The organism is Gaetbulibacter sp. NE (assembly GCF_025548475.1).
Classification (GTDB): Bacteria; Bacteroidota; Bacteroidia; order Flavobacteriales; family Flavobacteriaceae; genus Gaetbulibacter_B; species Gaetbulibacter_B jejuensis.
Genome location: NZ_JAOQHY010000005.1, coordinates 1 through 22,197, shown reverse-complemented (window position 1 = coordinate 22,197; position 22,197 = coordinate 1). Strand labels below are relative to the sequence as shown.

At 35.1% G+C, this 22,197-nt stretch carries 10 protein-coding genes; 5 read left to right on the top strand and 5 right to left on the bottom strand.

Features of this window, described 5'->3' with window-relative positions; all coding sequences use genetic code 11:
- Positions 1 to 38 precede the first annotated feature (38 nt).
- The 4 genes from rpsF to OD803_RS07755 all read left to right on the top strand — a co-directional run bounded on the left by rpsF (position 39) and on the right by OD803_RS07755 (position 1,693).
- Complete coding sequence (gene rpsF / locus OD803_RS07770; RefSeq protein ID WP_129761354.1) at positions 39 to 377, top strand: 30S ribosomal protein S6; 339 nt, start codon at positions 39 to 41, stop codon at positions 375 to 377.
- On the top strand, positions 378 to 677 hold the full coding sequence (gene rpsR / locus OD803_RS07765) for a 30S ribosomal protein S18 (RefSeq protein WP_187347862.1): 300 nt from the start codon (positions 378 to 380) through the stop codon (positions 675 to 677). It begins immediately after the preceding gene.
- Between the two features lie 12 nt (positions 678 to 689).
- Positions 690 to 1,151 carry a 50S ribosomal protein L9 gene (gene rplI, locus OD803_RS07760; protein WP_129761356.1) on the top strand — a complete coding sequence of 154 codons (462 nt, stop codon included), beginning with the start codon at positions 690 to 692 and terminating at the stop codon, positions 1,149 to 1,151.
- Positions 1,152 to 1,219: 68 nt separating this feature from the next.
- Positions 1,220 to 1,693 (top strand): DUF6495 family protein, encoded by a 474-nt coding sequence (locus tag OD803_RS07755; protein WP_131508509.1) that lies wholly within the window; start codon positions 1,220 to 1,222, stop codon positions 1,691 to 1,693.
- 63 nt (positions 1,694 to 1,756) lie between these two features.
- Here OD803_RS07755 and OD803_RS07750 read toward each other — a convergent pair whose 3' ends face one another.
- Positions 1,757 to 2,998, bottom strand: a complete 1,242-nt coding sequence (locus OD803_RS07750) for an ABC transporter permease (RefSeq protein WP_129761358.1) — start codon at positions 2,996 to 2,998, stop codon at positions 1,757 to 1,759.
- 286 nt (positions 2,999 to 3,284) lie between these two features.
- Here OD803_RS07750 and hisS point away from each other — a divergent pair, with 286 nt between their 5' ends.
- On the top strand, positions 3,285 to 4,655 hold the full coding sequence (gene hisS / locus OD803_RS07745; RefSeq protein ID WP_131508511.1) for a histidine--tRNA ligase: 1,371 nt from the start codon (positions 3,285 to 3,287) through the stop codon (positions 4,653 to 4,655).
- 60 nt (positions 4,656 to 4,715) lie between these two features.
- Here the strand turns inward: hisS and OD803_RS07740 are convergent, their stop codons facing one another.
- The 4 genes from OD803_RS07740 to OD803_RS07725 form a co-directional block, all read right to left on the bottom strand.
- Positions 4,716 to 11,234 (bottom strand): choice-of-anchor D domain-containing protein, encoded by a 6,519-nt coding sequence (locus OD803_RS07740; protein ID WP_262733015.1) that lies wholly within the window; start codon positions 11,232 to 11,234, stop codon positions 4,716 to 4,718.
- 185 nt (positions 11,235 to 11,419) lie between these two features.
- The gene (locus tag OD803_RS07735) at positions 11,420 to 13,942 is read right to left on the bottom strand and encodes a M14 family zinc carboxypeptidase (protein WP_262733014.1); all 2,523 of its coding nucleotides are present in this window, start codon (positions 13,940 to 13,942) and stop codon (positions 11,420 to 11,422) included.
- 128 nt (positions 13,943 to 14,070) lie between these two features.
- Entirely contained in the window at positions 14,071 to 14,889 is an 819-nt protein-coding gene (locus OD803_RS07730) for a hypothetical protein (protein ID WP_262733013.1), read from the bottom strand.
- A gap of 165 nt (positions 14,890 to 15,054) precedes the next feature.
- Positions 15,055 to 22,170 (bottom strand): HYR domain-containing protein, encoded by a 7,116-nt coding sequence (locus OD803_RS07725; protein ID WP_262733012.1) that lies wholly within the window; start codon positions 22,168 to 22,170, stop codon positions 15,055 to 15,057.
- Positions 22,171 to 22,197: the final 27 nt, after the last annotated feature.

Genomic DNA, 22,197 nt, shown 5'->3' with positions numbered 1-22,197 from the left:
ATTTTTGCACCCATTTTTAATTATAAAATTATATTTATATGAACCATTATGAAACTGTTTTCATCTTAAATCCCGTTTTATCTGAGACTCAGATAAAGGAAACAGTACAGAAATACGAAGATTTTCTTGTTTCTAAAGGAGCGAAGATGATAGCCAAAGAAGATTGGGGCTTAAAAAAATTAGCTTACCCAATTCAAAACAAAAAAAGTGGATTTTACCACTTATTTGAGTATACTGTAGATGGCGAAGTAATTTCTCCGTTAGAATTAGAATTTAGACGTGATGAGCGTTTTATGCGTTATTTAACAGTGAAATTAGACAAGCATGCTATTGCTTGGGCTGAAAAGAGAAGAACTAGAAACAAACAAAAAGCGTAAATTATGTCTTCAATTGAACAACAAGCAAAAGGAAAAAAAGATGGAGAAATTAGATATTTAACTCCATTAAATATAGATACCTCTAAAACGAAAAAATATTGTCGTTTTAAAAAGTCTGGAATTAAATACATCGATTATAAAGACCCAGATTTCTTATTAAGTTTTGTAAACGAGCAAGGTAAATTATTACCAAGACGTTTAACAGGAACTTCTTTAAAATACCAAAGAAAAGTATCTGTAGCAGTAAAAAGAGCGCGTCACCTTGCATTGATGCCTTATGTAGCAGATTTATTAAAATAAAATAACATAACTATGGAACTTATATTAAAACAAGACGTTGAAAATTTAGGATTTAAAGACGATATTGTAACAGTTAAGAACGGTTATGGTAGAAACTTTTTGATTCCTCAAGGACATGCTGTTATGGCAACAGCTTCAGCTAAAAAAGTATTAGCTGAAACTTTAAAGCAAAGAGCTTTCAAAGAAAAGTCAATTATTGAAGAAGCTAACAAAACTGCAGAGTTACTTAAAGGATTAGAAATTAAAATCGCTGCTAAAGCTGGTGCTGGTGCAACTGCTGGTGATAAATTATTTGGTTCTATTACTAATATAGACCTTGCTAATGCTTTAAATAACCAAGGACATGCTATTGAAAAGAAATACATTTCTATCAATGGTGGTAACATCAAGCGTTTAGGTCAATACGAAGCTGTAATCAGACTTCACAGAGACGTAACTGTAGATTTACCGTTTGAAGTTGTAGCAGAAGCTTAATATTCAAAAATAATATCTTTAAAAGCCTCAACTATGTTGGGGCTTTTTAATTACAAAAAACATTAGCAATGAAATACGCTAGACTTACTAAAGAACAATTTGAAGAACTCCATAAAGAGTTTATAAACTTTTTAGCAACCCAATCTATCACTGCAGATGAATGGGCAGACATAAAGGTTAATAAACCTGAAGTTGCCGAACAAGAGTTAGATGTGTTTAGTGATTTGGTTTGGGAAGGTGTGTTGACTAAAGTTAATTACCTAGAACATATATCGCCTCAGCAAATGCATTTGTTTCATCTTAAAGAGAACGAAATGGAACTAATTGCTATTAAAATTAAAAATGAGACTACTGACTTAACAACAAGCGAAGGTTTTGACTGGTTTAGAAACAACCTCTTGTCTGATGATGTTGAGTTACTCACTGCAAAAAAGACTTATACTGAAGACAAAGCCTTAGATAAATTTAAATTAATACAACAAGGAGGCGTAATTACTAAAGGTGATTTATATAGGTATTTCGAAAACCTAATAAAGAAGTAAATAGATTTCTTTATTTTTCAGCTAACAGCTAACAGCTAACAGCTAACAGCTAACAGCTAAAAATTATTCATATCTCAACGACTCTACAGGATCTAGTTTTGCTGCTTTAACAGCTGGTAGTAATCCTGAAACTATAGCTACAACAAATGCAATAGTGAATGCACTAAACATCGCTAACCAAGGTATAGCAAATTGAAATTTAGCTACTGTTGCTACTATCAACCCAATACACGTACCTAGAATAATACCTAAAATACCTCCTAGCTGTCCAATGATAATAGCTTCCATAAAAAATTGAAACGCTATTGTTTTTCGTTTAGCACCTAAAGCTTTTCTAACTCCAATTTCACGAGTACGCTCAGAAACCGAAACAAATAAAATATTCATTAGTGCTATTGATGACCCAAAAATGGTAACAATACTTATTATCCAAGCAGCCAAGTAAAGGTATTTGGTCATTTCACCAATACGATTAATAAGGTCATCGCTACGCTCTATTCCAAAGTTATTCTCTTCAATAGGATTAAGACCTCTAATGTTTCTAAACAATAAGATGGCTTCGTCTTGTGCACCTTGTAAGAAATCTTTTTTGTCAACTTTAACGCTTAAACCGTAATTAATATTAGGGCTAGTAAATATACTTCTTGCTTTTTGTAACGGAATGAGCATTCGTAAGTCTTGGTTGTTTCCAAATGTAGACCCTTTAGATTTTAGTACACCTATCACCTTAAATTTTGCACCTCTAACACTTATGGTTTTATTAATAGGGTTAACATCGCTTAATAGGGCTTTTTCTAAATCGCTACCAATAACACATACGTTGTTATTGTTGTGCACATCAAAGTAATTTAAAGCTCTTCCTTTTTCTATTTCAAGACCCGAATTTTGGATGTAATGCTCATTAACACCTAAAACCGCTACTTCAGGATCTGTTTTTAAGTTTTCGTGTTTTGCTTCTGCAGTTGAAGTGCCAAAAAATGAAATAGACGTTCTAGTGTAAGGGAAATCATAAGCGTCTTCAAACGCTTTTACATCTCTATAACTAATAATAGGGTTTATTTTTTGACGTTCGCCACCACTTTGTCGTTGTGCGTTAAACTCGTAACGCTGCAAGTTAAATGTGTTGGCTCCCATTGAAGAAAAATCACTAGAAATAGTATTCTCTAAAGCCGATACACTGCTTAATATACCTACCAAAGCCATAATACCAATACCAATAATAAGTATAGTTAAAATAGTACGTAGTAACTGGGTTCTTATAGAGTCAAAAGCAATTTTTATATTCTCTTTAGCGAGTGAAAACATAAATTAAGATATCATGTAAAGGGTTATGTTATAGTATAAGACTACAAAAGCACAATAAAGTTACTATAAATTTGAAATAACTTGGCATTGCCTATAAAAATATAATATTTTTGTGCTGAATGAAATGAATTTACATGGATTTCATCTGTCATACTGAGCCTGTCGAAGAGTTTGTTTACGCAAGCAGACACTAAATTATAAGGTAGAATTAGATGATTGTGCTCTAAATGACAATAATAATTATAAAGTTTCACTAAAAGAGATTCCCACTTTCGTAGGACATATTATGGCACAAAAACCTAGTATACCAAAAGGCACAAGAGATTTTAACCCAATAGAGGTAGCAAAACGCAATTATATTTTTGACACTATAAAAGCACAGTTTCAGCACTTCGGGTTTCAACCTATTGAAACACCAAGTTTTGAAAACTCTGACACCTTAATGGGTAAATATGGTGATGAAGGCGACCGATTGATTTTTAAGATTTTGAATTCTGGGGATTATTTGTCAAAGGTTGATAATAAATATTATTTAGATAAAGATTCTAATAAACTTACACCTTATATCTCCGAAAAAGCCCTTCGTTATGACCTTACAGTGCCATTTGCTCGTTATGTAGTGCAGCACCAAAACGAAATTGACTTTCCGTTTAAGCGCTACCAAATGCAACCAGTTTGGAGAGCAGATAGACCACAAAAAGGACGTTTTAGAGAGTTTTACCAATGCGATGCTGATGTTGTTGGATCGCAATCTCTTTGGCAAGAAGTGGAGTTTGTACAATTATATGATGCAGTATTTTCGGCTTTAAAGCTAGAAGGAGTGACTATAAAAATCAATAACCGTAAAATACTTTCAGGTATTGCAGAGGTTATTGGTGCGCAAGATAAACTCATTGATTTTACGGTAGCTCTAGATAAACTCGATAAAATAGGAGAGGAGAAAGTAAAAGAAGAAATGCTTAGTAAAGGTATTTCTAAAGAAGGTATTGAAAAACTACAACCGCTTTTTGAATTGCAAGGTGATTTCTCAGAACAAATTGTAGCACTAAAAGCTATTCTTTCGGTTTCTGAAGAAGGTAAAAGAGGTATTGAAGAACTGGAGTTTATCAATACAGCAATTTCAGAATTAAAATTACAAACTGCCAACTTGCAATTAGACGTTACTTTAGCAAGAGGACTTAACTATTACACAGGAGCTATTTTTGAAGTGTCAGCTCCAGAAGGTGTAAAGATGGGTTCTATTGGTGGAGGAGGAAGATACGACGACCTTACCGGAATATTTGGACTTAAAGATGTGAGTGGAGTAGGGATTAGTTTTGGTTTAGATAGAATTTATCTGGTACTTGAAGAACTTAATTTATTTCCTGAAACTATATCAGAAAGTATAAAAGTGCTTTGTATTAATTTTGGCGAAGCTGAAGCGTTAACCTGTTTAAAAGCAATAAAAGCATTAAGAGCTCATGGTATTAATGCAGAGTTGTATCCTGATGCTGCTAAAATGAAAAAGCAAATGAATTATGCCAACAAACGAGCAGTACCTTACGTTGTGCTTGTTGGTGAGTCTGAAATGAGTAGCAATACTTTTACGCTTAAAAATATGGCTAATGGCGAACAGCAGCAGCTATCGCTTGAAGATTTAATTACTACTTTACAATAAAAAAAGCCCTGATTTCTCAGGGCTTTTTATTTAGTTAAGATTTTAAAGATTTGGGAGAAATTATTTAACTAAAACTTTCTTTGATACTGAACCGCTCACAGTATGAATTTTAATAATATAAGTTCCTGTACTTAAGTTCTTAACTTCATACTCAGAATTGTTGCTCTGAGATATATTGTCAATTGTTGTAATAGATTGCCCTAAAATGTTTAGCATTTCCATATGTTTAACTTCTAGTAATCCAGGGTTTAGTAAAACAATGGTTTTGGAAGTGTTATCATAATAAACATCTACTAGATTCAATTCATTGTCTTCAACACCCAATGCAGAGTCTTCTGCGCTAAAGGTTATTTCATAAGTGTCTAGATGTTCTCCAGCATCCAAATAAAAATTAAAATCGCCTTCGCTTAAGTTATGATAAGCGTCTGTTATCTTGTTGTGAATGTAAACTGTTAAGTCTTCTGGAGCGTTTTGTAACGCATCAATAGTAATGGTGTTCATACCATCAGTTTCAACCTTTATACCTAATGGATATACTGTATCTTCGTTAGCTTCATTACTACCTTGTATAAGATATTTTTCGCCTTCAATCATCCAGAACATATCATCAATTTGGTTTTCATTTATCTTTCCATCGTAACCCCAATCAATATCTAAAGTTGCGTTTTCATCAATTGTAAGTAACAGCTGTCTTCTAATGGTATTAACAGAGTTAAGCCCAAGTCTTAGTTTTAATCTGTCGTCAGAGCTGTCAACAGAATTGGTTGTTGTATCATAGTCGCTATCAGATGGACTTGATTGTCTCACAAATACTGATTGTGACCCACTTTCTCCATCGTAAGTTCCGTCTTCAATTCGGTAAATACGTTGACCGTTATTGAAATTGATTTTTCCACCAGCATCAGCTGATACGAAGAATCCTTGACTTACAGGAATATATCGTCCTGGACGTTTTACAGGAGTACCACCAGTACCAACATCAGGATCGTTTGTTCCGTAAGAAGAAGCTGGTAAGCCACCTGAAAGGTTTAAAGTAGCATAACCACCTTGGTATTCAGATAACACGTGAGAGCCTCCTCCCCAATGTTCCCAGAAGTATAATGTTCCTGTAATTGTTGAGCCATTATCGTTAATAAACTGTACTGCATCAATGGCAGAAGGGTATGGGTTACCAACTAAGTAGTCGTTGTTAACCGCTAGGTCTAGGTCGTTTGTGCCACTAAACCCAATATCTCCATTGTTAGGTTTTCCTAAGAACGTATAGTTTTGGTCTGTTAATATTGAACCAGAACCAGGTCCTTTCATAGTAAATCCTTCGCCAGCTAATAAGTTACCAGATTGACGTACATGCTGCCACGATGAATAATCTCCTGAAGCTTGACTAGCAAATTTCCAAATCCAATAATCAGCAATTGTTACTGCAGGTGAGGTGTTTGATCCATCATATCCTGAAGAAGTAAAGACTATTGGGTTTGCGCCATTATCGTTGTACATAACATCTGATACAGTATAGCTATTGTTGTTTGTAACTGAGCTTCCATTTCCAACAGGAGATGACCAGTAGTTGTATGTAAAGGTATCTGCTGTTCCCTGTTGGTCGCGTTCTAAAGTACCTTCACTTTGTACATCAAGGTCACTATCTATAGTTTGTATTAATTGCGACTCACCTTCAAGGTCAATTTTGGCATTTGGTTGACCATTTCCTATAGATAAATAATGCGTTACAGTTACACCATTTCCTGTATGTGTTGCGTTGTTTCCTGTTACAGTCAGTTCATTGTTATCAACAAAAAGACCTAATAATAATCTGTTGTTGCTTTTTCCTGAAGGAAGAGAGCTGTTATCCATAGTTATATTGTGAGAAGTTTCTACAATATTCCAATCGATAGTTTGGGTATTATCCATTGCTGAAACTGAACCAGGAGCATATTGTAATGATCCATTTAACCATGTGTTATTAGTGTCCCAGCTTCCATTGTTGTTAGATATATAAGGAAGTGGAGCTGTTTGTCTATCTACAGTTCTTAGATGTCTTAATGCACCTTGATTACCATTACCAGATTCATCCTTAGTATTTGTGTACGTATATCTAGTCATTGGGTAGTAGGCAGCTAAGCTAGACCATGGCACTGTACCAATGTCGTTTTTGGTAGGAGTAATTCCTCTGCTAATAAAGTAAGACCCTCCAACAAAACTAGAGTTGTTTTCTATTTCTTGATTCATTACAAATCGTAACTGGTCTTCTGTAAGTGCTACATCCCATATTCTAACTTCATCAATATTACCTCTAAAGAAAGCTGTAGGAGTATTTTTGTTTGCAGCTCCAATATAGAATGATTGTGTTGTAGGTATTGGAGCAGTTCTACTAAAGGAAGAATCCCTTACTCCATCAATATATAGTGTTGCAGTACCAGATCCATAAATAATGGCAACATGATGCCATTCATCTTCTGGAATTGGTTGGGTGGATGAAAGTTGCTGTGTTGATCCTCCATTTTCCCATATAACATTTAACCTTCCTGAACTTGATATTTTAAAATCATAACCTTCGGTAAATGGTTCATTTCTTTTAGAAAGAATTGATGTGTTGTTTGATCCAGATTCTCTGTTTATCCATGCAGATATTGTAAATTCAGAAGAATTAAGGTCTACAGCGTCTTCCATGTCTATGTAGTCTGTACTTCCGTTAAAGTAAACTGATCTGGTGTAAACTCTTTCAGGAGCCCAACCAAAAGTAATGTATTTAGTGCCATCAAAATCATAATTAGCTTTTACAATTGGCTCACCAATTTCGTTAACGTCTTCAGTCATTACTCTATAATCTGCTGTTGGGTCAAAATTAGGTGTGTCAGAAATAAACATTAAATAACGACCATCTGGAGGAGTAGCTGTTCTAACAGCACTTCTTAGTATTGCGACTTCAACAGAAGGAATGTCTCCACCTCTTTCTACAACTTTCCAAGTTCTTGCTATTCCGTTAAATTGTACCCAAGTTGATAAACCTGGAGTTATGCTAGAGCTCATGTTAACATCAACAATTACAGCTGGATCATCTAAATCAACACCATCATTTCCCCAAATCAAAAATTGTTTGTCTTGTAATTGAGTGTCAGGGTTTAAGTTATTTGTGTCATATATGCTAGATATACCCATTGTAACAACACCTTGACCTCTGGTTCCTCCATCTAAATCATTGTTAACACTTCTAGATTGTTTTTGTAATAAATCTGAAGCATCGTCACGCCCAATTCCTGCTATGTCATAATTAAACACGTCTTCACTAGGTGTTCCTGTATTGACATCCCAAATTACAGTTCCGTCACTGTCTACGTAATCATGAGATGTACCATTAACTCCTAAAGTAATTCCATACTTAATCGCTAAATAAGATTGAATACGGTTACGTTCTTGTGTTAGGTTTGCATCGTCTTTTCTAGATGAGAAAGTGATGATTTCGCAAACTCTTGCATTCAATGTGGCTTCCCAACCTTCACTACGCCCAATCCAATATTTTGAGTCGCTTACATTTAAAAATTCAACAACATCATTTTGTGCATATTCTATGTTGTTGGCATTGTAATAAAGCTCTTGTTGTGTTACAGCTGTATTGTTTCTTGCATTAATAATTCCTACATTATCATAAGATGTGTTTTGATCATATACTGCATATCCATCTCTGTTAGGGCAACTTCCACCTGTGCTATACGTTCCAATAGCAAAAGCAATACTTTCATTACAAACACGACCAGTATAATCACCCATACCTATACCAGTTGCATCAGTTTCATTTGAGCTAGTATCAGCATCTCCACAAAAAGTATCCATAAACCCAAATGAATCATTTATAGCAGTATCATCAGGTATTAATACCACAAACATATCTTGGGTGTATAGACCACCATCACCTTCTAAAAATTGAGTGTTGGTATTGTCGTATGAAAAGTCAGAATCTAAATTAAAAGATGAAAATGTATTGTCAAACTCTACTACTGGGTTGAAATTTACATTTCTGTAAGGATTGTCATAATATGTTGGTTCTTGACCTAGCGTGTTTACTGTAGCGTCGTTATCTTTACTTTGGTCAATCCACAAACTAACGCTTTGTCCATCTGTATAGCCTAATCCGTCATTTCCTTTCAGCCATAACTCTAAATCGCTAGTAACACCTCCTGGAGCTGTAGAACCAGATCCTTCAATGTTGAAGGTGTAAGGATTTTCGTCACTATCATTGTTAGCTATGGTAACTGTAGCTGTACGTGTACCTACTGCACTTGGGTCAAAAGTAATATCAAAAGTGGTACTGCTACTAGAACCTATTGTATTAGAAGGTATAGAGGTTACTGTAAAATCACTAGCATTGGTACCTCCAATTAATACGTAAGGAGAACTGCCTGTAAGGTTTAAGTCTAGTAAATTTCCATTGTTTTGTATAGTAAATGTTTTTATAATAGTTCCTCCTGTAACATTAGTATTACCAAAATTAGTATTATCAGAAGGAGATGGAGTAGTGTCTCCACTCACTATTGTTGTTCCGTTTCCTTGTATGTTTATTTCTGGAGCAGTAGTGTACCCATTACCTTGAATATTAAAAGTATATGGGTTTTCGTCGCTATCGTTATTTGCTATAGATACTATTGCTGTTCTTAAGCCTGCAGCACTAGGAGAAAATGTGATTGTAAATGTTGTGTTACCTCCTGCAGAAATTGAACCTGAAGGATTTGCAGTGAGCGCAAAGTCTCCAGGGTGTAATCCGGAAATTGAAATATAAGGAGAAGGGTCTGTTAAATTTAAAGTTGCTGATCCTGTGTTTTGAATGGTAAATGTATTTGCATTAGATCCCACAGATACAAATTCAGAACCAAAATCAGTGTCATCAGTAGCCGATGGTGTTGTGTCATTGTTGTTTATGGTGTTACCATTTCCAACTAAGTTAATTTCAGGTTGTGGTGTACCTGAATTGATATTTATAGTATAGTCTTCTACTTCACCATAACTGAAAGACTCACATGGATCAGGAATACTATTCCACTTTAAGCTTACACGCATACGTGTGTTTCCGGTAGTTGCTGTTACAGGTACGGTAAAAGAGCCTGAAACAGGAGATGCCATTGTCGGTGTTTGCGTCCATACCTGCTCTCCACTATCGTTAAAATCACCATCTTGATTGTAGTCAATCCACACGGAGTAGCCTTCGTCATATGCTGTACCTCCCCAAGTAGGTGTAATTGTTATTGTATATGAGTTTCCTTGGTCTAGTGTAGTTGATTGAGAAGTAAAATCTGAATACCCACCAGCACCAGCTCCAGAGCTATTGTCTATAGTATTTAATTGTACACGGCTAATATATTCATCATTTGTATTATTTCCATTAGAGGCACAATACGTAATTGAAGGGCTGAAATTCACTACCTGAATCTCATGAGCCATAGTATTACCACTTCTATGAGCCCAATGTGCTGCTTGCGTGGTTGAGTTAAAGTAATAATTACGCCAGCCTCTACCATAGGCTGTACCACCGCCACTAGAGGTAGAGGTGCCAATGATTAATGCTTCATTAGTACTGCCTAAACCAGCAGATGAAATATTAATGCTTGTTTCTCCAGAAGAATTACTCGTGTCAGTATATCTTGTAACTTGAATATTTGGGTTGTTTACTACGTGAACAAATTGGCGATTGCCATTGGTTTGAGCATCATGATCACCATGAAAAGCCCAAGAAACAGTTTGGTTATTTCCTCCAGGACTCATAACTGGCCAGTTGTCTGCGATAGCATTGTCAGTACCATTATCACTCATATTTCCTCTATGGTGCGTAAAAATCATAGCTTCGCTCCAATCAGAAACACTAGCAGTTCCTCCAGAACTTCCATTAGCATTAGTTCGTAAAGTGATATTACCAGTATCTGTATTTACACTTCCAGAATCACCATGAAGTATAGTCCAATTGCTACCAGTAAATTCTACCAAAGTGATATAAACAGTAACATTATCAGCATTTGAACCTTTTTGTACACGCATTGTAGATGCGTTTTCAAGATACGCAATTGCTGAACCAGAATCTGAACCAGCCGATGATGCGCTGTTTACAATACCAGTAATAAAAGGAATACAGTCGTTAGCGTTACTAATACCAGTTAAAGATTGAGTAACATTGTTAGTGCCTCCATTTAGTGTAATTGTATATCGACCTCTAACTATAAATTCATTAGCACCTCCTGGAGACCCTGTGTACTCCCAAACAGATGCGTTAAATTTAGTGTTATTGTTAGTTGAATTACCTTCTCTGTAATAAGTGACTGTATTGGTTGCTGTTAATCTAATAGCTCCAGATACATCTCTTCCAGGAGCAGTTGACGAATTTTCGTCAGATCTGCCAGCTTGAGCTAATCTGTTGTTGTTATTTAATACAAAGGCATTATTTAGAGAAGAAACAGCTGTTATTGATGATGTAGCTCCTGTTCTTGGCACGTTTCTATCAAGATGTTGCACATTGAAATCTTGAGAAAAAGTAATAGTCGAAACTAAAAGTACACATAATATTATAAGGTACTTACATACTGTGAAAGTATAATTTTTCATAAGCGGTTAAATTTTAGTTTGGGACTAACTAATTAATTAAAAGCGATACAAATATATAAAAACACTCCATGAAATGCAAAAAAAACCGATAAAGTGTATTTGTTATTTGTAATTTATTGATATATAGTTTTTTAAAAAGACTGCAAGCATAATTGTTTGCAGTCTTTCTTTGAGGGCTTAATATATTATTGCTTTACCAATCGCTTAACAAACGACGTATTTGTTTCACTGTCAGTTATTTTTAAAAAGTACGTTCCGCTAGATAATGAATTTAAATTGGTTAAATTTATTTCATTATTTGTAGGGGTTAAGTCTCTTAAATCTAATACTGAGCGTCCGCTAACATCATAAACATTAAGGTTTATATTTGTGTTTATGTTATTCAATTTTATTGAAATATTGCTGTTGAATGGGTTTGGGTAAATCAACACATTGTTTTCATTAAATGTATCTGTGTTTAAAGTTGAATCTATAATATCAATAGTATAATCCTCAACTTCTCCGTAGCTAAATGTTTCACATGGGTCGTCAGCTGTATTTCCTGCACTATTATAATACTTCATTATAACACGCATTCTTGTTGTACCTAATTTGGCATCAGGTGCATTAGGTACTGAAAAGGTTGTGCTTACTGGTGTCGTAGTGGAAGATGCACTTTCCATTATTTTTTCAGACGATTCAAAGGTGCCATTATGGTTAAAGTCAATCCATACTGATACGGCTTCTCTGTATTGAGTACCTGTCCAATATTTGGTAACACTAATATTGTTTCCAGAAGAATTTAAATCTAATGTAAAAACTGTGCTTGTTAAATCTGAATACCCTGAAGATGTAGTTGATTGAGTGTTATTACTGCTACTATTTAGGGTGACATTACTAATGTATTCATCTCCAATATCTCCACCTTCTGCATTACAATAGTTAACACCTGTTGTAGAGAATTGTTGAGAAGTAGAATAACTTGTATTATTAGATCCACAATAAGAGCGAACTTGAAACTCATAAGTTGTTTCAGGGTCTAAACCACTTATTTGATATGGGTTTGTAACACTTGTAACTTCAATCCATGAAGAGGCACCAACTACTCTATATCTAATGTCAAAATCATCAGCAGTTGAAGCTGTCCAAGATGCATTAGTTGAGCTTGAGTCTGTTCCTGTAGTTGTTAAACCAGTAGGAGCTGATGCTGTTAACGGAGTTAAAAGAATATCAGACAGTACTAAAGTTTGATAATCAGAAATTGTTTGATTTGTTAGTGTAAAAGATTGGTAACATGGAGCTTCAAACAAGATGTCGTAAGTTCCAGATTTAACAGGTCTATAATAATCTCCAAAAGGAGCGCTACTTACTGTGTGCGAGCCTACAGCATCGTGACCAACTAGTGTAACTGTTGCTTCTACTGGATTATTAGACACAGCGTCTTTTACAAATCCTTGAAAACCGTAAGTTCCTTGTATTAAATATTCAATTAAAGCTTCACGGTTATAATCCCAGTGATCATCTAATTGTGATGCAGGTATCACTTTAGTATTTGAAAGCTCAATAGTTACTTCTTTACACTGTTTGTAAAAGTTCATGTAATCTTGACGACCACCATATACTTGATACCAATCAGCACCTTCTGTAACTCCTGGCCATTGATAGTTGCTATATGTAGCGTCCATATATCCAGAAGGACTATTGTTTTGACAGTTTACAGCGTACTCTTTACTTACTAAGAAAAACCAATCGCTATCAGCATGATCTGTATGCGTATTGTCAAAAGGATAGTTAACAACTTCGGTTCCACCATGAAAATTAGCTGAAAGCACAAAATGATTATCTTCTGCTAAAGCTAAGAAATGTTGGGTTTCAATTTGATATTCTTCTCCATCAGGATGAGCTCCTGCAACATTATCTGGATAGTTTCTATTTAAGTCTACATTATTAGCGTTTGCTCGACGTGAATTTACAACTGATGTGTTAGAAGCACTATTGTAATAAGTTCCATCTGGATTTGCCATTGGATTTATCCATATTTCAGAGTTATTGATAAGACTTGTAATTCTAGCATTATCTGGGTGTGATGGTGTTTTATAAGCAGTTATAAAATAATCAATTAAATCTAACATTAAAGGATAACCAGTAATCTCATCACCATGCATTGAGGAGGTGTACATTAATTTTGGCTCAGCTTCTTCAGTAGCGATGTTGTCAGATAGTTTAATAAATAGTAAGCGCTTGTCTCCACCACCTACACCTTCAGTGGTTCCTCCAATATCAACTAATTCACAAATATCAGGATGCATTGTAGCAAACGCATACATTTGAGCTTCATAGTCTGCGTAAGTTGGGTAATAAGTTAAAGGAAAAGTTAATGGGTATGAACCTTCAGTCGAGTTTACAGTATTTACCTGATTACTCATAACTATACCATAGGCTTCATTGTCTACTGCGTTTACATTGAAACTAAGGTTTCTTTCTAAAAATAAGTTGAATTGTTGTGTATTAGCCCAAGCATAAACTGTTTTAGTAGAAGGGTCATAATTAAGTATAGATAATTTATCTGTGAACTCTTGAAGTTCAGAAACATCTTCTATTTTAAAATCAAAATAAACTTCTTTTTTCGAATCTAAATATTGTTCGGCTTTTTCTAAGCTAGTTTGCGCTTTGGCATTTATGCCTGCTAAACAAAGTAGCGTTACAAGTAGAAGGGTAGTTTTTTTCATCAGTTTTAAGTGTTTAATGAATTATTATGGCGCTAATATATAATTAATTTTTAAAAAACATCCATAAAATGCAAAAAAATCCGATAAAGTGTAATTTTTTAATTAATTCGTAGTATTTCGATTACGTTTTAATGCACCAATAATAGTTTACTAAGTGATGCTTTATTGTTGTTTTCAATCTGTACAATTACTGTACTAGATTGTATATTGTTAATTGTGGTTTTAAAGCTAGAAGCGAAAATGTTTTGCTTTTCAAAAAGTAGTTGACCATTAATACTATAAACTTTTAATGAGTTAATTGTGGTTGAGTTTTGTGTATCAACATTAATTTGAGAAGTGTTTTTTATGTATCTAATACTAGCAGATTCTAATCCAAACTCATCAATAGATAATTGCGCTGAGCTATTGGCAAAGTTTATTAAAGAAAGGTCGTTGGTAAAAGTTATATGATACCTGTTTAAGTATTCTCCACTGTAAAGTGAGTTTATATAGTTGCTATCATTAATCGAGGTAAAGGTATTTAAATAGGAATCATATACATACACGTCTATTTCGGTTTCAAAATTTTCTAGAGAATTCAATGCAATTTGAATTTCGCCTGAGTTGCTCAAAAACATTCCTAAAGGATATTGTTTTGAAATATCAAACTCGCCTACACCTTGAATGATATAGTTTTGATCGTTAATTCTCCAACTTAAATCATCGGGAAGGTTTTCAATGTTTAAGGCATCATAACCGTAATCAACATCATCAGTAGCTGAATTATCAGAAGTAAAACCTAATAAAAGGTGTCTGGTATAACCTAATGGAGTGACAAAGTCTACTCTAACACGTTGTATAGTGCTAGATTGAGTTTCTTGGTTGCTAGTGTTTTGGCTATTGGTATTAGCAAATACAGCAATGCTTAGTAATAACACAAGCAGTGTTAAGTAGGTAGTTTTATTCATTTGATTTGGGGTTAAATGAACATAATATGTTTAGTTGCAGGCTAATATATAAGAAATAATCAGTTTTATCTATTAAACGCACAAAAAATCGACGAAATACATAAAAATAAAAAAAGAGCAAGATATCTTGCTCTTTTTGAATAACTTAAAAATTTGGTGCTTTAACTAGTACTTAACAATAACTTTTTTACTGTATGAACTAGTATTTGTTTCAATTTTTACTACATAGTTTCCTTCAGAGATGTTCTTTACAGGAATTCTTAGTTCATCAGAAAGAGGAAGGTTGGTCATGTTCCATGATTTTACAACCTGTCCAGCAATATTTATCATATAAATTTGCTTAGCATTGATTGATGAAGGTGTTTTAATGTATAACTCATTAGAGTTATGTAAATATTTTACAGTAATATCTTTAAGTTGAGTATCAATTACTGATAGTGAATTGTCTTCGACAAATACAATATTAAACCTACCATTATAATCACCTGCTTCAAGGTTAATGTTAAAGTTACTGTAGTTGATTTGAGTATAACTATCTTCAGAACTGTCATATACAAAAACATCAATGTCTTCATCAAAATTTTCTAAATCAGTTAATGAGATGCTTACATTTCCTTGATCGCTTAGATGAATATTAAGAGGATATGTGTTTAGTTCATCAAACTCGCCAACACCTTGAATAATATAATTGTTATCTTCTATACTCCAAGAAGCATCATTGGTTAGTTGATCTCTATTTTGCGCATCATATCCATAGTCAACACCATCAGTAGCTTCATTATTAGGAGTAAAACCTAACAATAAATGTCTACCAGCATTTTCAGAGGTTGTTACTTTTAATCTTAAGCGTTTAATACCATCATTGTATGCTTCACTTTCACTGTTTTCAGAGTTTAAATTAAGTCCGTTTGACCTCATAAATACAGAAGCTCCACTTGTTTCTTTAACAAAAGTACGCTGAGAGTTATTAAAAGTAATAGTACCACCATCAGCATCAGCTAGTACAAAGAAACCTTGACCAACTGGTACATATCTTTGTGGTATTTTTCCTGTATTACCTGAGCCATTAATTTCAGGAGGTGTTACAGATGGTACACCACCTAATTTAGTGTAGTATGCGTAAACTCCTTCATATTCAGATAAGTAATGCGAGTTGTTAGATGGAGCTTGCTCCCAAAATATAAGTGCGCCATCTAATAATGTACTGCTTCCAAGAGGTCCATTATCATCAATAAAAGTATTTGCATCTATTGCTGAAGGATAAGGGTTACCAACTAAAGCAAGATTTAATCCACTTATTGAGTGAGTAATAGTACCATTGTTTGGTTGTCCTCTAAAGGTGTAAGTTTGATTTGGTGTTGCAGCTCCACTACCTTTTAAGGTAAATCCAAGTCCTACATTTACATTTGATGTAGGGTTAATAGATATCCAAGAGCTGTAATCATTGATAGCACCATTTAGGAAATTATATAACCAATTGCTACTTAATGTAACAGGGTTAGTTGCTCCATTAGCATCATAGCCTGTAGTCCAACTCACAGGATTGTTGCCATCGTAAAGAATACTTCCAATAGCATACGTTCTAGAGTTACTAGAGCCTAATGTACTTACAGGGCTTCCCCAATAATTATAATTGTATAGGTTACTTGTTCCTTCTTGATCACGTTCTAATCGTCCAATGCCTGTATAGTCAACAATACTATTATTCGGTTGTAATAACTGAGACTCACCAACTAAATCCAGTACACCATCAATTTTTAAATATTTGCTAACGTTTAGCTGTTGGTCATTGGTAATGCTATATCTGTTAGCGTCAACAAGTAAACCTAAAACAGTAGTTGCTCTATTTCCTGACGTTACATCATGCTGAGTTCTTACAATATTCCAGTTAACCGAAGTTCCATTAATACCATTGGTGTTAGGAACTTGTTGTACAGTACCATTTAACCATGTGTTTTGATTATTCCAAGTCCCGTTTTGATTACTTACATAAGGTAGAGGAGAAGTCTCTTGCTGCGTTGAGTTTATGTTTAATAGATTACCATTAATTCCGCCAAGGTTTGCATTTAATAGTCCTCCAGTAACATCAAAAGCTTGATTCATTTGATAATAAGCATCAAGATTTGCCCAAGTTAATCCAGCAATATCTAAACCTAAAACAGAACCTCTAACATTTGCACCATTTTGCTCAATTTCTTGATTCATCATTTCACGAATTTGGGTAGCTGTAAGTGCTGTATTCCAAATACGTAATTCATCTAACCAACCGTTAAAATGGTTAGTTGGCATGTTAGTGTTTCTGTCCATTGCGCCTAATAAAAATCTTCTGTTGTTTGCATTAGGAGCACCACCTGTGTTACTGTTTATTTCAACACCATCAACATAAAGTCTATATGTTGAACCATCAAATGTAACTGCAGTGTGGTACCATCTGTTAGTGGTTAATCCAGTTGCAGAAACTTGTCCGCCACCATTCCATCTAAACGATAGTGTATTATTTACTAATCTTAAATCAAAACCAGTACTTAAGTTAAGCGCATTCCTTTTAGAATAAATAGTCTTGATGGTTCCAAGTGCATTTGGTTTTACCCAAATTTCTATACTGAAAGGACCGTTAAGATCAAAATTATCATTGAATGAAACTGTATCATCAATACCATCAAAATCAATATTATTACCACAGTTAGGGAAACTAATATTAGCCATAGTGGCTTGTGAATTACCACAAGGAGAAGGATTTGTAATAGTCCATATAATACTGTAAGTGCCACCACTTTCACCTATAAATGTAGCATTAGGGTCATTTACGTTAGAAAAACTAAAACTATGTCCAGTACTTGAAGTTGCTGACCATTGACCAGAACCGTTTCCTGATAAAGTAATTTGAGCAGTACATCCAGTAGCAGGAACAGCAATAGATGCTGATGCTGTTGTAAATGGAACTATAGTATAGGTAACAGAATCAGATGTGTTACTACAAGGAGCTATGGCTGAATTTGTTGTATAAGTCAATGTTACACTGCCATTAGTAATATCATTAGCTCCTAACGTATAAATAGCATTAGGATTGTTGTTATTGAAAGTACCATCACCTGATGAAGACCAAGTAGCAGTTGTGCTTCCTCCTAAGGTTGCGTTAAGGTTAATGCTACCACTTGTTTCACAAATGGCTTGGTTAGTACCTGCATCAACTACAGGTAATGGGTTGATAGTAACAACTTTTGAATCTACTGCTACACCACATGGTCCTGCAGGATTGTTTGTCGTATAAGTTAAAGTAACTGAACCATTGGCTATATCAGCTGCACTTGGAGTATAGATACTACCAGAGAAGTTACCAGTTCCTGATGTGCTCCAAGTAGCTGAAGTAGCACTTCCACTATAGTTAGCAGAAGATAAGTTCACAACATCTCCTTCACAAATGGTTACATCGTTTCCTGCATCAACAGTAGCCGCTTGATTAATCGTTATAGTTACAGTGTCGCTTGCTGAACCACAAGGTCCACTAGGATTATTTGTGGTATAGGTAAGCACTACACTTCCGTTTGTTATGTCAGAAGCTCCAGGAGTATATATGTTGCCAACAAAGCCACCATCACCTGCTGTACTCCAAGAAGCAGAAGTAGCACTTCCTCCATAAGAAGCTGAAGATAGCGTTACAGAATCTCCTTCACATATCGTTTGATCAACACCAGCATACACTGTAGCTATAGGATTTATTGTAACTACCATAGTATCGCTATCGCTAGGACATATTCCATCACTAGGTGTGTTTGTTGCTGTAAGTGTTACCAAACCATTAAAGATATCACCAGCACTTGGTGTATATGTGTTACCAGAAAAGTTACCTGATCCAGAAGTCGTCCACGTTACTACAGGGTTTGTCCCTGAATAAGTAGTTGAAGAAAGGTTAACGGTTTCTCCTTCACAAATTGTAATATCGTTAGGAGCAGTCACTGAAATAGGTTCGTTTACTGTAATGGTTACAGATTCATTAAGAGCAGTTGGGCAATTATTACTTCCAGGATAGGTGCTTGGGTGGTAACGGCCTCTATTTAAAGTGTATATGGTAGTTGTATTTGGAGAAACAGTTAATGAAAAAGTACCGTCTGATGCAACATTGTACCATCCATTATTGACCGATGGATCATTATTTGAATCAATTCTAATTTGACTATTAGGAGCACCTTCAAAGGTTATAGTTGTGCTATCTCCTTGACAAATGGTTGCGTCTGTTGAGGTGATTTCCGCATCTGTTGCTTCTAAAATATGAATTTCGAGGTTGTCAACAGCTAAAGAACATAATGTACCTCCATCACCAATGAGGGATATTGTTATAATGTCTCCTCCTTGAGCATTAGTAGGCAGAGTATATTCACTGTCTACAGTTTCAGTTGTAATTGTAGTAGTAATTGTATCATACTCTCTACAACCACCTCCAAGCCACCAAGGCCAATAGCTTACGCAAACTGTTTCTGTATTTGTAATTGTTGTAGTTGAAAAACTACCAGAAGTTCCATTTATCCCTCCGTTATCATCCCACTCCCAATCATCATAATCTAGACCTCCAACATATCCATCCATTGTTACACTTGTTGTTCCTTCACATACATAAATAATATCTGTGTCACCAGAAGCATCATCAGGGGTGTAAACTTCAATGTTTGCTGTTCCTAAATTTAGTATTTCAATATAGCCAGTTAAAGAGGTTGAAGTTCCACATGCATTAGTAGCTGTTATTTCAACAGTATAAGGAACAGGAATAAAGCCCAAAAACCATTGTTGTGGCGCTGTAACGATAACATCAATACTGTTGGAAGTTGGGTCAGAAATAATTTCAAATCCATCATTATTTCTTATGTCTCCATCTATATCATAAAAAGTCCAAGTATATGACTCTGCATTAGGATCTAATGGCACGCTAAGATTAATAGTTTGAGGAGTGTCACAAACATTTGCGATGTTGAGAGTATTATTCATATAATCTGGCTCAGCTGGAGGTCCGTTAAATATTTTAATAACTCCATCAATAGTTGTATCTGGTCCACAGCCTTCAGCAGTTATAACAAACTCATAAGTTCCATCTTGGTTAGAAGAACCACTTATTTGATAGGTTGTTGGGCTTGTTTGCGATAATGTAATGCCTGCAGGTAGAGCAGGTGTACTCGATAAAGTTACATTAGTTACACCTAAACCTATTTCAAACTCAATTGGAGTCATTACAGTATTGTCATTACAAATGCTTTCATATGTGTCTGCTGATAACAATGTAATTGAAGTATTAGGGTTTACGATAATTGACCCTGAAGCTGTAGCTGTACCGCAGCCAGTTGTTGTAATATTATAATTAAAAGTTCCTGTTTGGGTAGTAGAACCACTTATAGTTAAAATACTTCCTACATAAGAACTTGTTATGCCAGTTGGTAAACCTGTTACGGTTATAGAAGGAGCATCAGTGATATTATATGTAATATTAACTAAACTATCTCCATTACAAATTGTTTGATTGTTATTAGCTGAAGTTAATGAAATTGTAGCATCAGGTGTTACAGTCATTGTTAAACTTTCAGTAGCAGGTATAGGAGTAGCGCAAGTAGCGTTTGATGTCACAGAAACTGAGATGATATCTCCATTATTAATGGCTGAGGAACTGTAAGAGTTGGTATTTGTTCCAACAGGGTTACTATTAACATACCATTGATAAGAAGGGTTAGAGCCTCCATTTGTTAAACCTGTAACAAAAAAGGTTAAATTATCTCCATTACAAGCAGGATTAGCTGATGCGTTTAAGTTGAAGGTTACAGGTAAAAGTGGGTTAACAGTCATAGTAATTGTATTACTGCTCACTGCTGTAGCACATACCGAAACACTTGAAGTCATTTCAACTGATACTTGATCATTGTTGGTAAGTGTACTTGTAGTAAAAGTATTACTATTGTTCCCAACGGAACCACCATTAACAAACCATTCATACGATGGAGTTGCTCCACCATTAACAGGTGTAGCAGTAAAAGTCACTGCTTCACCAGCACAAACAGGGTTGTTGTTTGCACTTATAGAAACTGAAGCGCCTTGAGCAGCATCAGTTATGGTTACCATTGCAGTACAAGAATCAGAGTTTCCTGAACCATCAGTTACTGTTAATGTTACTGTGTTTGTTCCAATGTCATTACAATCAAAAGTAGTTTGCGACAATGTCATATTTGCAATTGAGCAATTGTCTGTTGAACCGTTGTCTATATCATTAGCAGTAATTGTTGCTAAACCTGTTGTTGGGTTTAACTGTAAACTTAAACTTTGACATATTACATTTGGTGCTTCATTGTCAACTACAGTTACAATTTGAGTACATGTTGTTGAATTGCTGTATCCGTCAGTAGCTGTCCAAGTTACTATCGTTTGACCTAGAGGGAAAATAGCAGGCGCATCATTGCTGTAACCAACACCACAGTTATCATCTACTGTTGGAGTGCCTAAGTTTACACCGCTAGCAGTACAAAGTCCAGTGTCAGCATTTACAGTAATATCTCCAGGACAAGTAATCGTAGGAGGTGTTACATCATTTACAGTTACAATTTGAGTGCATTGACTACTATTTCCTGCTAAATCAGTTACAGTCCAAGTAACTGTTGTATTTCCTAGAGGGAAAGTAGCTGGTGCATTATTTGTTATGGTGTCAATGCTACAGTTATCATTAACGGTTGGGCTGATTAATGTTACGCTAGTTGCTTCACAATTACCATCTGCATTTACTGTGATATCAGAAGGACAGGCTATTGTTGGGTTTTCATTATCATTAACTGTTACTGTAAACGAACAAGACGTTGTATTACCAGCTGTATCTTCAATTTCAAATGTGTTTGTAGTAGTTCCTACAGGAAATGCACTTCCTGAAGGTAAACCTGCAGTTTGAGTAATAGTAACTGAACCACAATTATCAGAACCAGTAGGAGCTGCATAGGTTACGATAGCTGAACATAGTCCAGCATCATTAGTAGTTGTAATGTTGCTAGGGCAATTTATCGTTGGGTTAGTAACATCATCAATAACCACGTTTTGAGTTTGGGTTGATGTATTTCCGTTACCATCATCATAAGTCCAAGCCACTACAGTTGTACCTTGAATAGTAATCGGTAAAGTCGCATTATGTGTTACCGTTACAGTACCACCACAGTTATCAGTAGCTGAAGGAGGTGTTAAAGCAGTCACTTCACATTCAGCAGTTACATCAGCAAGTGTCGCCACATCAGGAACAGGAGCAGTAACATCATCAATAATCACGTTTTGAGTTTGAGTAGATGTATTTCC

Excerpts from the sequence above, each read along its gene's own strand:
- rpsF (WP_129761354.1), top strand. The coding sequence starts at position 39 with ATGAACCATTATGAAACTGTTTTCATCTTAAATCCCGTTTTATCTGAG.
- rplI (WP_129761356.1), top strand. The coding sequence starts at position 690 with ATGGAACTTATATTAAAACAAGACGTTGAAAATTTAGGATTTAAAGAC.
- OD803_RS07755 (WP_131508509.1), top strand. The coding sequence starts at position 1,220 with ATGAAATACGCTAGACTTACTAAAGAACAATTTGAAGAACTCCATAAA.
- OD803_RS07750 (WP_129761358.1), bottom strand. The coding sequence starts at position 2,998 with ATGTTTTCACTCGCTAAAGAGAATATAAAAATTGCTTTTGACTCTATA.
- hisS (WP_131508511.1), top strand. The coding sequence starts at position 3,285 with ATGGCACAAAAACCTAGTATACCAAAAGGCACAAGAGATTTTAACCCA.
- OD803_RS07740 (WP_262733015.1), bottom strand. The coding sequence starts at position 11,234 with ATGAAAAATTATACTTTCACAGTATGTAAGTACCTTATAATATTATGT.
- OD803_RS07735 (WP_262733014.1), bottom strand. The coding sequence starts at position 13,942 with ATGAAAAAAACTACCCTTCTACTTGTAACGCTACTTTGTTTAGCAGGC.
- OD803_RS07730 (WP_262733013.1), bottom strand. The coding sequence starts at position 14,889 with ATGAATAAAACTACCTACTTAACACTGCTTGTGTTATTACTAAGCATT.